The sequence below is a fragment of the Agrobacterium tumefaciens genome (assembly GCF_013318015.2).
In the GTDB taxonomy this organism is placed as follows: domain Bacteria; phylum Pseudomonadota; class Alphaproteobacteria; order Rhizobiales; family Rhizobiaceae; genus Agrobacterium; species Agrobacterium tumefaciens.
The window spans coordinates 24,140-37,609 of the sequence record NZ_CP115843.1; the positions used below are offsets into that span (position 1 = coordinate 24,140).

General features: G+C 56.7%; 11 protein-coding genes and 2 pseudogenes. 5 read left to right on the forward strand and 8 right to left on the reverse strand.

The genetic code is table 11. The features are described from left to right. Window positions 1-3: 3 nt before the first annotated feature. Complete coding sequence (gene hpaH / locus G6L97_RS23310) at window positions 4-786, reverse strand: 2-oxo-hept-4-ene-1,7-dioate hydratase (protein ID WP_174003894.1); 783 nt, start codon at window positions 784-786, stop codon at window positions 4-6. 19 nt (window positions 787-805) lie between these two features. Next, window positions 806-1,699 carry an intradiol ring-cleavage dioxygenase gene (locus G6L97_RS23315; protein WP_174003896.1) on the reverse strand — a complete coding sequence of 298 codons (894 nt, stop codon included), beginning with the start codon at window positions 1,697-1,699 and terminating at the stop codon, window positions 806-808. A gap of 244 nt (window positions 1,700-1,943) precedes the next feature. Here G6L97_RS23315 and G6L97_RS23320 point away from each other — a divergent pair, with 244 nt between their 5' ends. The 3 genes from G6L97_RS23320 (at window position 1,944) to G6L97_RS23330 (ending at window position 4,251) form a co-directional block, all read left to right on the forward strand. Further along, the gene (locus tag G6L97_RS23320) at window positions 1,944-2,678 is read left to right on the forward strand and encodes a GntR family transcriptional regulator (protein ID WP_019567163.1); all 735 of its coding nucleotides are present in this window, start codon (window positions 1,944-1,946) and stop codon (window positions 2,676-2,678) included. Then, window positions 2,675-3,493, forward strand: a complete 819-nt coding sequence (locus tag G6L97_RS23325; RefSeq protein WP_174003898.1) for a sugar phosphate isomerase/epimerase family protein — start codon at window positions 2,675-2,677, stop codon at window positions 3,491-3,493. Before G6L97_RS23320 ends, G6L97_RS23325 begins: the two co-directional genes overlap by 4 nt. 602 nt (window positions 3,494-4,095) lie before the next feature. After that, on the forward strand, window positions 4,096-4,251 hold the full coding sequence (locus G6L97_RS23330; RefSeq protein ID WP_174003900.1) for a hypothetical protein: 156 nt from the start codon (window positions 4,096-4,098) through the stop codon (window positions 4,249-4,251). Between the two features lie 1,550 nt (window positions 4,252-5,801). On the opposite strand, the pseudogene G6L97_RS23335 reads toward G6L97_RS23330, so the two are convergent. The 3 genes and pseudogenes from G6L97_RS23335 to G6L97_RS23345 all read right to left on the reverse strand — a co-directional run bounded on the left by G6L97_RS23335 (window position 5,802) and on the right by G6L97_RS23345 (window position 7,740). Then, a pseudogene (locus G6L97_RS23335) lies at window positions 5,802-6,205 on the reverse strand (VapC toxin family PIN domain ribonuclease). Next, window positions 6,202-6,446 (reverse strand): annotated as a pseudogene (locus G6L97_RS23340) (type II toxin-antitoxin system prevent-host-death family antitoxin). Before G6L97_RS23340 ends, G6L97_RS23335 begins: the two co-directional pseudogenes overlap by 4 nt. 145 nt (window positions 6,447-6,591) lie before the next feature. Beyond that, a complete protein-coding gene (locus G6L97_RS23345) occupies window positions 6,592-7,740 on the reverse strand; it encodes a site-specific integrase (protein ID WP_162694979.1) in 1,149 nt (382 codons plus the stop codon). Window positions 7,741-7,930: 190 nt separating this feature from the next. Between G6L97_RS23345 and G6L97_RS23350 the strand changes: the two genes are divergently transcribed. Both G6L97_RS23350 and G6L97_RS23355 read left to right on the forward strand, forming a co-directional pair. Then, entirely contained in the window at window positions 7,931-9,055 is a 1,125-nt protein-coding gene (locus tag G6L97_RS23350; RefSeq protein WP_174003902.1) for an RHE_PE00001 family protein, read from the forward strand. A 34-nt stretch (window positions 9,056-9,089) separates the two neighbouring features. Then, the gene (locus G6L97_RS23355; RefSeq protein ID WP_174003904.1) at window positions 9,090-10,049 is read left to right on the forward strand and encodes a DUF4238 domain-containing protein; all 960 of its coding nucleotides are present in this window, start codon (window positions 9,090-9,092) and stop codon (window positions 10,047-10,049) included. A 41-nt stretch (window positions 10,050-10,090) separates the two neighbouring features. Here the strand turns inward: G6L97_RS23355 and G6L97_RS23360 are convergent, their stop codons facing one another. From G6L97_RS23360 to G6L97_RS23370, 3 genes are read right to left on the reverse strand one after another with little or no spacing between them, the layout of a single operon-like run. Beyond that, a complete protein-coding gene (locus G6L97_RS23360) occupies window positions 10,091-11,212 on the reverse strand; it encodes a hypothetical protein (protein ID WP_174003906.1) in 1,122 nt (373 codons plus the stop codon). Next, window positions 11,209-12,363, reverse strand: a complete 1,155-nt coding sequence (locus G6L97_RS23365; protein WP_174003908.1) for a caspase family protein — start codon at window positions 12,361-12,363, stop codon at window positions 11,209-11,211. The genes G6L97_RS23360 and G6L97_RS23365 overlap by 4 nt, the downstream gene beginning before the upstream one ends. After that, on the reverse strand, window positions 12,360-13,460 hold the full coding sequence (locus G6L97_RS23370) for a hypothetical protein (protein ID WP_174003911.1): 1,101 nt from the start codon (window positions 13,458-13,460) through the stop codon (window positions 12,360-12,362). Before G6L97_RS23370 ends, G6L97_RS23365 begins: the two co-directional genes overlap by 4 nt. Window positions 13,461-13,470: the final 10 nt, after the last annotated feature.

Below are 13,470 nucleotides of genomic sequence, written 5' to 3' on the forward strand. Positions count from 1 at the left end.
ACCTCACGTAAAAGAGACGCCGATCGAGCCAACTGGCCCATAATCAGCCTGAATGACATCGCCCTTTATGATGTCGACCGGTCTCGTAAATGAGCCCGCAAGGACGATCTGACCTTTTTTCAAGCCGCCGCCGACGGCATGAAGTTTGTTGACCAGCCATGCAACGCCGGCGGCCGGATGACCCATGATCGCGGCTGAAACCCCGGACTCTTCGATAATGCCGTTTTTCGACAGAGTTGCTCCGACCCAGCGTATGTCGATATCAAACGGGCGGATCACCCGCCCACCCACGACGATTGCTCCGAAGGCTGCATTGTCGGCGATTGTGTCGGTAATCGCACGCGGAACTTCGGTTCTGTAATCGATGATCTCGAGCGCAGGCAGAATGAACTCCGTCGCGCGCATGACGTCATAGATACGGGTGCCCGCTCCTTCCAGGTCTTCACCCATTACGAACGCCAACTCGACTTCCAGGCGCGGCTTGATGAACAAATCCGCATTAATCTGCGCGCCATCATTGTAGAGCGCATCATCCAGGATCACCCCATAATCCGGCTCGGTCATCTTGGATGCCATTTGCATGGCGCGAGACGTCAGACCTATTTTGTGACCGACAATCCGCGCGCCGCGCGACACACGCAACTCGGCCCAAAGCGCCTGAATGCGATACGCATCCTCAATTTCGAGCTCGGGATAAGTTTTGCTGGGTTGGACAATGGGAGTGCGCGTGGTTTCGGCCTCCAGGATGGCCCTGGCTGCTGACAGGCGTTGGTCCTCGGTAATCATTATCCGGCTCCAAATAACGTTATTTGATTGGCGGGCGCGGCAAGAGAGCCTCGCCTGCTTCCATGACATAAGTGTAGTCGAGCGAGAACCACGGCGCCTGAATGTCTCGGTTGGTTGGATGCGGTTCGTCGTGGCGAATGAAATCGCCGGTGAGTGCCGCAGTCACGCCAAACTGAACGTCGGATTCGATATTCGGATCGCTCGGATCGAAAACCTGCGAAATCAGCGTCTTGTAGCCCCGCTTGAAGATCAGCGCGTGCACATGTGCTGGTCGATAAGGATGACGGCCCTGAGCCTTGAGCATGCGTCCGACAACGCCATCGACAGGGATGGGATAACCAACCATCTTGACTGTCTGGAACCAGAAACGTCCCTCCCCGTCCGTCGTGAATTTGCCGCGCAAGTTCATCTCCGCCTGATCCGGATCCTGGTTCTCATAAAGACCGACAGGGGATGCGTGCCAGACGTCGACTTCGGCACCTGATATCGGATTGCCTTCGCGATCGATTACACGAGCATGGACGAAAAGCGGGGTACCGGGCGTGTAGGACCGGATGATCGTGCCGCCGTTTTCAACTCTTAGAGAATTCAGGCGCCAAAATGGTCCAAGAAGCGACTGTGAAGTCTCTGTTTGCCCCTTGTCACCGTTATTGAGCAGGCAGACAAGGGACGAAACGCCAAGTGAGCCGGACATGAGGACAAATTCGTTATGACTGTCGGTTTGCATTTGGCCGATCTCGTTGAGAATAGCAGTCGCTTCACGGAATTCCACCTCGGTCAGCCGCACTTCGCGAACGAAAGCATGGAGATGTTTCACCAGCGCCATCAGGATGTCCCGCATCCTTGGATCAGAGGTCTGGCCCATGGCCGCAATCACGGCGGGCGTTAAGTCTCTTTCAGATTTAATCACCATCGTTACCTCCCAACGCTCGAGTGATACGCAAATAATCGATTATCTGTCAAGCGCTCATCAACGCCTTCAGCGTCAGGATTGGTGAAATTACAAAAATGTGAGATAAATAGCCGATATCGGCGTCTTTTCTCGATATTCTGAATTGTGCTGTCAAACTATGGTGGAAAACTCCAAATTCGTTGACAATAATAATCGTTTATAATATCGCCCATCAACCAAGCGCGACATTCGCGTGGGAGGTTTTATGAAGCGACAGAGTGCCTCACCCGACGCACCCAGCGAGCAAGCTGGAAATGGTGACTTTGCCGATGACGGCAAGAATACGATTGGAAGCCAACTGGCATTCCGGCTGCGCGAAGCAATTATTTCCGGAGGGCTGGAGGCTGGCAGCAAGATCAATCTCGACAAGGCGCGACAGTCATTCAATGTGAGTCTCAGCCCCTTGCGCGAAGGCCTTGCGCGCTTGATTTCCGACGGGCTGGTAGAGTTTGAAGACAATCGCGGCTATCGGGTCGCGCCAGTATCGCTGGCAAATCTGGAAGAGATCACGAGTCTTCGCGAGGAGTTGGAGGTTTTCGCGTTGAAAGAGTCGATTAGGCTCGGTGACGCGGAGTGGGAAAGCAATGTCATGCGCGCGCTTCACAAGCTCAACCGTGCCGACCGCGATGCGAACAAGCCGGAAACTCTCGAATACTGGGAGATGGCGCATCGCGACTTCCATCTCACCCTTATTTCGGGCTGCGGAAAGCCGCTTCTCCTGCATTTCTGCAGGACCCTACTCAATCTAAATGATCGATATCGCAGAAAATTCCTGACCCAGACTTCAGGCGATCGAAATGTCAGCCAGGAGCATAGTGAAATCGCTCAGGGCGCTGTGGCGAGAGACAGCGATTACGCGACTGACAAGCTTCGTCAGCACATCCATCGCACCGGCGCTAACCTGCTTGATCATTTGGCTCGTACCGGAGTTGTGCGATGACCGATGCGGTGAAAGAGTCGCCCGTCGGCATCGCCCATTTCTCTGCGATCCAACTGCCGCCCCAGCAGTTCGTCAGGCATGCTGCAGTTGCAGGCTTCAATTCCGTAGGACTTCGGCTGCATCCCGCTTTCCCTGGGGCACCCTATTACGAGTTGCCGCAGGGCAGCAGGGATGCAATGGAGTTTCGAACTCTACTCGACAGCGAAGGCATCAACGTTTTTGATATCGAGTTTTTCATTATCGGCCCGGATTTTAACGCTGCCCTCGTCGAACACATCGTTGCCGCCGCCGCCGATATTGGAGCCAAGCGCCTGTCCGCATGCGGCGACGATGGCGACTTGCAACAGCTAATCGGCAATTTGACGGAGTTCTGCCAGCTTGCCGCACGATATGGGCTGGCTGTCGACGTTGAGAACATGGGTTGGCGCACTATCAACACCTACAGCAAGGCTGGTGCGCTGGTCACGGCGTCCGGCCAAGACAATGCAGGTGTCTTGGTCGACGCCATTCACTTTTTTCGAAATGGCGGAAACATTGACGAGATCAGAACTGATATCGTACGGCACGTGCAACTCTGTGACGTAGTGGGGCCGGCACCCAAGCGTCCAGAAAACATGATGACCGAGGCCCGGGCAGGACGGTTGGCGCCAGGTGATGGCATATTAGGGTTGAGCCAATTGCTAAACAAAGTTGCTGGCCATGCCACGATATCGGTAGAGGTGCCATTGGTTGGCGACATCGATCCGCTGGTTCATCTGACAACGCTCAATATGAAGTCCCGGAAAATTCTTCAGCGGGTAGCTGAACAGTTTTAAAGAAGCCTTTGTCGGGCTCCCCCTGCCCCGCTCAGGGGCGCCGTTAATGGGGCTGTGCGGCACGAAAGTTTCTGTAGCGAGCCACAGGGCCCTGTGGCTCGCCGTACGATCGCCACGACAGATCACCAGTATTTGTTTTGGTTCAGGGTTTGGGCAATCGAACTAAGCGGCCATTGGGTGGGAAATTAAATGAACAACGGAACCAGGTTTGTGGCCTGAAGAATATGGTTGTCGCAGCCTGTTCGCCCCCTCGCCGTACTCATGTCGAGTTTGCCTCGGCGATCAGATTTCATAGTTTCCGCCCCCACGCGCGCTGTTGGTGGCCTTGGGTCGAGGGATCGAGCAGCAGAAGTTATCCTCACACTGAAGTGCACATTCTGTTACAGCATAGTCCAATCCGTCTGTTGCAGCAGCTTACGGGCTCGGATGTAAATGCATTAGGAATGCCGGTTGTCCACGTCCCTACCCTGCTCAAGTGGATATTGTCGCTTGGTGTAGGTCGTCGGGGTTGCGGTGACGGTTTTGCATGAGATCAACCTGCCCCCTGCCCCCTGCCCCCTGCCCCCTGCCCCCTGCCCCCTGCCCCGGTGTCGGTATGACTGTTGACCTTTGAAGTTGATGCAGGACTGCAAACCTTGTCAGCTGACAAGGTTTTCGATAGCGAGCGTCGTAAACCGCTGACGCTGGTAGCTGGGCGAACTTTAGCGGTCGCGGCAACTGATGATCTGGTATCTGGGCTTCCTCAAGAGATGAGCTGATCCGTAGCCAGAGCCGCGTCTCCAAAACCTTGTCAGCTGACAAGGTTTTCCGATTGGGCCTGGGACGTCAACTGTCGCAAAACCATTGATGATGCGCTCACGCCTACGCTGCTTGTACCGTACGGATAAATTCTGCCCGTTCACAGATATCAGCGGACAAAAAGTCGCCTCTTGTCGGGTCAGCCCTTCTGGCTGCGGCTTCGAGCCGGCTTTGCGGTTCAGGGCGCAGGAAAGCCTTTGTCACCCGTCCCGGCCCCAGGGAGCGAGCCTAGCATGGTATTAAACCAGTTTTGACCCGGGCAAAATTGTTAAAGGCCGGGCACCGGGGTTTAGCCGAGGAAAACGTCCGACGAAGTCTAGCCTTTTCCGGAGCCGTCGACACCGCGTTGATTGGCTCCTGGCGCTTCTCTTGAAAAGGCTGCATTTTTCTCAGGTTGATGCGGCTTTTGCCGCCATGAAAGCGACTTGCGTACGCTCAACAATCAGCTTTGGCGCCAACTACGCGACGGCGCAAAAGAACGGTCGAAAAAACAGACTTGTTTAGAGAACGTATCGATCGGATTGCCGAGGGACCGAAAAAGGACGCCGCGCTTCGACGATCTGTGCCGTTTGAAAGACTTATTGGCCAGCCAAGGGAGCTCATCAGAATATCCCAAGCACATGGCAAGTGAGGAATTTGACTACCAGAACCACCAGAACGATCGAATCCTCGCTGCGCCCATTATTTGCTTTCGAAATATTCCCCTTGGTAGCGGGGCATCTGCAGCGGAAATACCTACTAAAATTGGAATGGGGAGAACTTCAGAAAGCCTGCTTATCTGGAGGGACAGCAGAGAGATTTCTGCCTGTCGGCAGAGGAGGGCGGTCACGAGGGTAGAGACCGTTTGTAGGATCCCGCTGCTGATTTTTTCCAGGCGGCGAATTTTCCTGAAGATAGCAGGTTCTTTTCGCTGTTCTTAAATGGAATTGGGTAGAAGCGGTCACAGATCTGATCGAAACTCGAAATGAGCAGCGCAAAGCCGGCCTTCCGTTGCCCTTTCGTCCACGAAGAAAATATCCCCTTGGGCGGTCGATCATCTCAAATACTGCAGGCTGTGCTGGACTAAGGTGCTGTCAGAGACCGATGATATACCTGCCTGCGCGCCAAAATCCTCGCGCAATGCATCGTCGATGACGGCCTCCAACGCATAAGTGATAGCTTAGCTCTATCGTCGAGAAACGCGAGAGATCGCTTCAACAGCCTATGCTGCGGCCAAAGGACAGGCCAGAGGATCCGAACGCCATATCGGACGCCGATTTCTTCAAAAATGTTTATGCGGCTGAATAATTTGACGCTGCTGCTCTTATGCTCGGCGCACATCGTGGGCCAACCCAAGGAACGAGCCTTGCTTGCCTTTCACAATTCGCGAGTGTTCATTCACGTGATGGATGACTTCATGCAGCCAGATAAGGGGCGTGTGGTCAGCAATAAGAAGATTACGGCGTGATTCCTGAGCATTTTGTAGGAGAGCGTTCAGTCCAGCCCTTTCAATCGAAAAGCAACGGCCAGATCAGTCCACCCACTGATTACTGATTTTTATTCCGAAGCCTTCTAAATCCTTGATGTTGCGCGTCGCAAGGGTCAATGGGTGAGTGACGGCTGTAGCAACCATCGAGCCGAGCCGGCGACCATTTCGCTTGGCAAGGGCCATCAGATAGGCCCAGGCGAAGGCGGCATGACCTGCCACCGGAATAATCCTGTTTTCTTAAGCGTTGAGGCAGATCATGCGTGAGCCGTTCGTCCAAGGCGCCAGCCGCTATCCATCAGCGCGACACCGCGGCGAATTTCAGCAATAGAGACGATGCTGATTAAGGTTCGATCCACGTCCAGCCCTTGAAGGCACTTCAGACATCCTTCATCAGGGCGAGGCTTTGTAACTTTCGACAGAACATTCGTATCGAGTAGAAGTCTCACAAGGACAGGCCACGGGGCTCGTCGTGTTGTCTCTCACTATCCAATTCGGCGCCGCATAGCGGCGATGCCGACAGAAATTCCGCAAACGATCCCCTGCGAGTAATTTTCTTCAGCCACTCTTCTGCAGAAACAACAACCACGCTCGGTTTCCATTGCGGGTAATCGTCTGAGGCGCCAACTGGACGCACTCTCTTTGATCGTCTCTGGTGAAGGCTGCCTTGCTTCTGCACGTATCGATCATCGGCTTAGGCAGAGGAGGTCATGCCAGCCTGTGGAGAACGTCAGAGAAGCGGGATTTCCGACCTCGCCTAGGTCGTCAGGGAGACCGATTGACTGTGCAACCAGTTCCCACAAGCCGGGGCGTCTGATGCTACGCATGAGCGCCATTACAGAATGCGTGCCGCACGCCCGCTTCGCCTTGTAGCGTTGTTATAGTAGCTGGAAGCCTGCTGCATCGACCGATGTCTGGACTGCTCCATCGCCTCGAGAAGGGGAATTCCGCGATTTGCGGCCTCCGTCAAATATCCCGATCGTAGCCCGTGCGCTGAAAACTCCCCACTGTCCAACCCGGCCATCTGTGCCCGCTGCTTCAGGATCGCATTGACCGACTGCGGATCGAGCGCACGCCGCGAGACGGTGCCCCATCGCCCAATTCCCCGAAACACGCTGCCCTTTTCGATCTTTGCGGCCGCCAGCCAGGCGTTCAGCGCCTCGACAGGTCGGCCTGTGAGATAGACGACATCGTCCTGCTCGCCGGTCGTCGTTTTGGTTCGACCAAGATGGATGGCAAGTGAGGGGAGGGGAGGACCGTCGTTCACCTCGATCGGTGGCTCGACTGTCAGCTGCTCGACGCGTAGCCTGGCGATCTCGCTGCGTCGACGGCCGCCGGAAGCAAAGGCGACCATCAGGATTGCCTTGTCGCGTAGATCGCGCAGGCTGTCTGACTCACACGTCGCCAGCAGCTTTGCCAGAACGTCGCCAGTGACGGCCTTTGCGCTCTTGCGCGCACGGGTTCGCGGAACGGCGCGCACGGCCAGACGAATGGCTGACTTAAGAGCAGGGGAGGCGAAGGCACCCGTAAGGCCGCGCCACTTACTCAATGTCGACCAGCTGGCCAGCCGGCGCCGCACCGTGTCAGGCGCGTGCGGGCCGACGGATTTCAGGAAACCCTGACGCCTTAGATTTTTGTCGACATCATCGGGCATGCCGTGGTTGGGGTCACTTGCGCGCTTTTCCGGATCCCACAGATGATGGGCTACGAATTTGAGCAGCAACGCCTCGGGCGCAGGCCAGGGCAGGGACTGTCCAGTGGCAGCGAGACCCCAGGCCTCCAGGTAGGCAAGATCAGACGTCAGGGCCCTTAGCGTATTGTCGCCCATGCCCTGATTAACGAGATGCCGCAGCGTCTCGATGTCATCATCGGTCAACAGCTCGGCAAGCTCGTCGCGGCGTTCGAGCGGCAAAACGGACGCGATGGTATCGAGCTCTTCGGCGCGCCACTCGACGGACGTGTGTGATGTCTTCGTTTTAGGCACGATAGGCTCCAGAATCGCGGGTTTCGGCGGCCGCTGGCACCGTGATTTGCCCCGATTTTCCTCGATTTGCGCCGCGAAATCAACTACCATCGATAAGTGGTACTTATCGATGGTTAGAACCCCAACCCGCAATCGTACAATGTGAGGAACTGTAATATTCAGGTAGAGTTCGTATAAGAAATCATTTACCATGATTTCAATGGCTTACGATCTCACGAAAATCAGCATGACGACCTTGATGCGGCCGGCTTTCGACGCCGGTATCGCTCTGACGCGCTTGGACGAGCGCATCGCCCGCTCGCCCGTCGGCGCGGGCTTCCTCGAACGATCCCAATTCACCGATGCCTGCGCTTCGCTGTGGATCGACGGCGAATTGGTGCATCTCGAAGACCTCGTGCTCCACGACGCCACGAAGGATATTCGCACACCCACCCACGAATTGACAATCGCCCGCGACGTGTTGCGCACCCGCCGGCGCATCGCCGCCCAATCCCCCGACTGGGCGCTGTCGCCGGTCGGCGTTCGCACGCTGCGCCAGGCGTGGCCTGGAGCATCAGATAGCAAGGACGCCGACGTGGCGACGATTGGAGCAAAACGCGTGGAGGTGATTGAGCGGGAAGGGGAGGGGGACGACGTCGAATATCTCCCCGGCGTCGACTATGCCGCCATCGATGCCGTGCTCGCCCGATCAGGGGCGGCGATCGAAGCCGCAAAGACGCCCGGCCGGGCTCCGGCCAAAGATCCGCTGGTCTACGATCTCGATTGGGACGAGGACGCTAGGCTCGACGAATGGCGCGGCGTGTTGCGTCAGGCAGAAAATTTGCCGGCGGTGTTGCAGGCCATCGTCGCTCTGGATGTCTGGAACGAATTGTCGGTGCTGCAGCATGCGCCGTGGCTTGGTCGGCTGTTCGCCGCCTCGATCTTGCGCCAGGCAGGCGTCACGTCGGGCGCGCATCTGGCCGCCATCAACCTTGGCCTCAAAACCATCCCAGTCGATCGGCGCCGGCATCGCGATCGGGAAACCCGGTTGCTGGCCATCGCTCATGGCCTGTTCGCGGCCGCCGAGATCGGCATGAAGGAACATGACCGGCTGGCGCTGGCGCGAACCCTGATTGAGCGGAGGCTGGATGGCCGCCGGACGTCTTCAAAGCTGCCAGAACTGGTGGAGCTGGTGATGGCGAAACCATTGGTCTCGGCCAAGATGGTGGCGACGACGCTGGATGTGACGCCGCAGGCGGCGCGGCGGATTGTTTTGGATCTGGGCCTCAGAGAGATGACGGGGAGGGGGAGGTTTCGGGCATGGGGTATCTTATAGGGCGAGCTGGCAGTGCAAGGATATTGGTGAAGCTATGAGCGATCGGACCAAACGACAGCATATAGTGCCCAGGTTCTATCTGAGGCATTTCACCCAGCCTGACGGCGAGCTTTGGACGCATGATTGTGTAACTGGGTCTGTTCGCAAAACAACACCGGAAAAGACGGCATTCGAAACCAACATCTACACGCCGATCGGGGAGGATGGCGCGCGTATGGAGCTGATCGAGGATACGCTTGCAACGATAGAATCGCAGGCCGCAACTATCTATCCAGATCTGTTGGCTTTCAGGGCTCTCGACCCCGTTGCAAAGCTCGACTTCGCGGCGTTTCTCGCCACCATGTTTACACGCAGTCCCGCTCAGCTTCGTCAGTTCGCTCAGACCATGGGCCAAATGGCCTTGTGGGGTGGCAGGCATGAGGCGGACCGCGAGTTCCGCCAGAAGAAGGCACTGGGCGAAGTTTCGGCTGCAGATGAGGCCATGCAGAAGATACTGCACGATAACGAACTTTTCACAATGGATGTTGATCGGCGGGTAGGGCTCATCGCGTTTCAACAGGCCGAGACCTTGATGCACCTGATGTCTCAGATGAACTGGAGTTACGAGATCACTGAGAACCAGCAACTGGCCACTAGCGATAACCCCGTATTTTGGGTAAAAGGCGGCGGCCCGGCGGACCCACCAGGCCACGGCTTTGGTTTGGGCCATCCGTTCGCGGTCATACCGTTTCCCTTGCGCCCGGACGTTATTCTTCGGCTGGACTGGCGACGCGATGGGGCGTGGAAGAGGTTCAAGCTCGAACGCCAGCGTGCGAAGCTCGCAAATCAATATCAGGCTAAACACAAGGAACGGCTACTGTTCTTCCGAGACCGCGATGAGGGTCTTTGTTCGCTCGCCATGAAATACAAGAAGCCCGTCAATCTCATCGATGTCGGCGTGCCATCGCCCACGATCGACGTCGTTCGCAAATTGAAGGGCGGATCAGTAGAATGACAAGGGGCGGCATGGCAAGCGATCTTCCAGAGCGGAAAATGCTAGCAGGAAGGATCGCCAGTATGGTCTCCCGAGGGCCAAACCGCGAAAGCTCCAGAGTTGATGGCACCCGAACGCTTTCGCTTCCAACGACCTAATTCCTTTCTCGCCGCTGCACGCAACGGTATCGATTTAGAGCCACTTCCAAGCGCACTGAGCAGCTGCTCTGCTGCGGTAAGGCTGTGCCAGTAATAGATCTGCCCGTTTTCCCGGGCACTGGTGAGCTGCGTCAGGCACCCCGTCTCTTCTGCGCGAGAGGCCTGCCACCACGCAGCGATAATTCCCGCGTCAGCCATCCAGGTGTGTCGCTGTGCAAAACGTGCCGCATAAGACCCCAAATCCCTTCCGCGACCCGCCCGTATCAATAGCAAGGCAGCGGCTGCTGCGGCCCAGGGGTCATCGCGCGAATGTTGAATCGATCGGATGGCATCGGCCTCGTCGCTTCCCGCTGCCCATCGGACAATTTCCGACACCTCGTCACGCGTAGAGTGAGTAAGGCTTCCAACCATTGCTTCGGATTTGGATTCGTAGGGTCGGATGACGGGAAAGCCTGCCCCCTGCTCGTGGTAACAAAGAAGGGTTCCCCCGCTGAATAACGGGACATATGAGTGCCAGGCATTTCCCACACCGTCAGCAAATTGATGGCGCACGACGGGATACTCAGCCCAGTTTCCGGCTCGAACAATTTTCGTGATTTTCGGCTGATCGACGCTAGCGAGCCTCGATCCAGAGAACTGACGCCACTGCTTTTGATGCGGCGCTCGCATGCGCAAGTTCGAAACGTCGTGGGATGCCGTTGAGTGGATAAGCGTCTCGTCCTTCTCGGTCAATGGCGATTTATGGTGAACAGCTATGGATCGCCAAGCGCTATGTTCGTCCGATATTCGGCCAACGGTATGGACCATGTGTTCAGAAGAGGCATCGATGCGGAACGGATACTCGTAAGCGTCGCCGCTTCCAAGATTTCTGACATCGGCGACGTAGGAACCGACGTCGAACTCGATGTCCTTCTCATCTCCGTGGCCGGTTAGCAGGAAGCGGTTGACGTCGGTCGGTGCCTTGCCCTGGACCGTAACGCGTATGGCCGCCTTTGACGCGGTTGCAAACGTAACGCGATGTTTCATGCTGCATCCCCCGCTGGTCTTAAGGTCACTAGAAAGCTCGGCGCTTGCTGCCGGAAAGTCTGCGACACAAGCGGGGCCGCTCCTTGCTGACATACGCATTCTACAGTCAGATCTCGGTCTTCGAGGTTGACGTCTACCCGCCACACGAACTCAGCAGCGACACTCGACATGATCTCCAAGTCCTGGTGCTTTAGCTGGACGGACGCCATCTGCGTTAGATGAACTTCGGGAATCGAGCGGACAGCGAGGTGCATAAACGGTTGCTCGACTGTCATCAGGGAGTGCATTTCCGAGTAAGGCAAGATTGGCTGAGGCTTCACGATGATGTGGTCGAACATTGTCTCGCCCAATTGCCTCAGACCGAAAAGGAGCATCCTGCCCGTAACCGCCCATCCGTGGCTTTGCGTTCTTTCCACACAGCAACCACTGAGACCCTTGATGAGGACTTGCGTAAAAAAAGGTGGCTCAAAGTCGGCCGGCGCCCAAGCCAGATGACCGGTTCGCGAACCCGCTATAGCCAAAGGCTCGCACACGTCTCCCGTTATGTCAGCCAAACTCACTTCTTTGAGGTCTATATTTTTGACTTCCCACAAGCGGTCGGCAAACTCGGCGACGATCTCTTGGCAGCCGTCGAAAAAGACCCAGGCGCTTGCTGGGTGGAGGGTCTGCAAGGCCTGAGACAGATTGCTCGCGCTGAATGATTGAGCCCAGGGGCGATTGGTTTTGGACTTTATATCTTCCAGCAGCCCGACCGCTCCACCCTGGCGATCTGCAATGCCGTGTCCCGAAAAATAGAAAACGACCGCATCACCTGGCCGAATACGACCGAGCCAATCATCCCCACGATCACGAAAGTGTTGCTCGTCTGCTGCCTCGACTACCGTCGTTACAACGTCACCGCCCAAGACGTTGCCGATATCCACTGAGCCATCATTGACGTTGGGATCGGACAGGAGCATCTCGAGCGAGCCGAGCGGTGCGACCAGTCGGTCGCGATCGTCGAGCAACATTTTGGCAAGAGCGATTGCGCCGGCCACCGGCGCACGACGGTCTGCTGCATGATTGGCTTGCAAGTAGGGATAGCGACCGCAGCCCATGATGAAGGCATGGGTTACAGGGCCATCGATCTGGGCTTCATAGAGCAGCGTCAAGCAAGCAGCCCCGCTTCCTTCAGTCGCTTGTTGATCCGGCTGAAGAAAAAGGCGTTATCGAAGTATGCATTATGTGCCGTCGATAGACCGGCGGACGTGCTGATCTCCAAGTCGACGACGCCGTCGATCGTCGGCGCGCTCAGAAATGCGAGCGTATCAGCGTAGTCATAGATATTCCAATAGCGATCGACGGCTACGCCCAGCGGGCCGCCGCTCTTCGGTGCCGTAAACTGCTTAAGTTCGGCAAACAGGCCGACCTGGGTTCCCACTCCGAGGAAAAGGTCGATCTTCAATGGCCGCTTCAGCTGCTCTTCGAGCGAGTCGATATTATCTGCGTCGGTCAGCAATTCGTGGAGGATGGATCCCCCCATGCTGTGTCCGATCAACACGAGCGGCTCATTGTTGTCGCCTGCCGCCTGCGCGGCCTCCAGGATCGCCTCGTTGATTTCGGCGCGGACCTGGTTGCTTTGGTCTCGACGAGCGAAGAACATCATCGCGTCGCCCAGGAACTGCGCTAAATACGGCGCGGCAATATCACGTGCCTTTCCAGCAGCAATGGCAACAGGATCGAACTTCGGCAGTTTAGGCATCCACCCCCCGCCAAGCGATTCAATTCTGCGCAAAGCGCCCACTTCGCCAGCAAGCCTCTCGCCCAATTCGGTATCGGAACGAAGGCTGCTCAGCCAGCTTGGTACGGGACGGGCGTCAGCGTAGCGCGCGGCAGCCATCCAAAAATCTTCAACTTTGTGGCGCTCAGCGTCCAACTTGCTGTTCGATACGTCGTCAAGAGCTTTGACCGACAGCGACGCAACGATTGCCGGAAAGTCCACTTTTGCAGCCGCGACGATGGAGGCGCTATCAGCCCATGCAGCAGGAGCTACCGAAGTCCCGAGCGCCATTGTCTCGCCCCTGGACGTCGGAAGTGAGAGCAATGACTTCTCGGCGAGCCCAAATTTCCCCCAGTAGGGAAACCTGATCGTCGCCGTCTGATCGAAAGTCAGGCGATTGAACCTTTCCGCGCGGCCAGACGTCATCTGCTCGTAAACGCCGTCGCCGAGATCTCTGTTGTTCACCCCGTGGACGAAAACAACTTGCATCAAACCTCCC

What these genes read in the sequence shown, in the direction of transcription:
- hpaH (WP_174003894.1), bottom strand. Translation starts at nt 786, where the DNA reads ATGATTACCGAGGACCAACGCCTGTCAGCAGCCAGGGCCATCCTGGAG.
- G6L97_RS23320 (WP_019567163.1), top strand. Translation starts at nt 1,944, where the DNA reads ATGAAGCGACAGAGTGCCTCACCCGACGCACCCAGCGAGCAAGCTGGA.
- G6L97_RS23350 (WP_174003902.1), top strand. Translation starts at nt 7,931, where the DNA reads ATGATTTCAATGGCTTACGATCTCACGAAAATCAGCATGACGACCTTG.
- G6L97_RS23315 (WP_174003896.1), bottom strand. Translation starts at nt 1,699, where the DNA reads ATGGTGATTAAATCTGAAAGAGACTTAACGCCCGCCGTGATTGCGGCC.
- G6L97_RS23360 (WP_174003906.1), bottom strand. Translation starts at nt 11,212, where the DNA reads ATGAAACATCGCGTTACGTTTGCAACCGCGTCAAAGGCGGCCATACGC.
- G6L97_RS23325 (WP_174003898.1), top strand. Translation starts at nt 2,675, where the DNA reads ATGACCGATGCGGTGAAAGAGTCGCCCGTCGGCATCGCCCATTTCTCT.
- G6L97_RS23370 (WP_174003911.1), bottom strand. Translation starts at nt 13,460, where the DNA reads ATGCAAGTTGTTTTCGTCCACGGGGTGAACAACAGAGATCTCGGCGAC.
- G6L97_RS23355 (WP_174003904.1), top strand. Translation starts at nt 9,090, where the DNA reads ATGAGCGATCGGACCAAACGACAGCATATAGTGCCCAGGTTCTATCTG.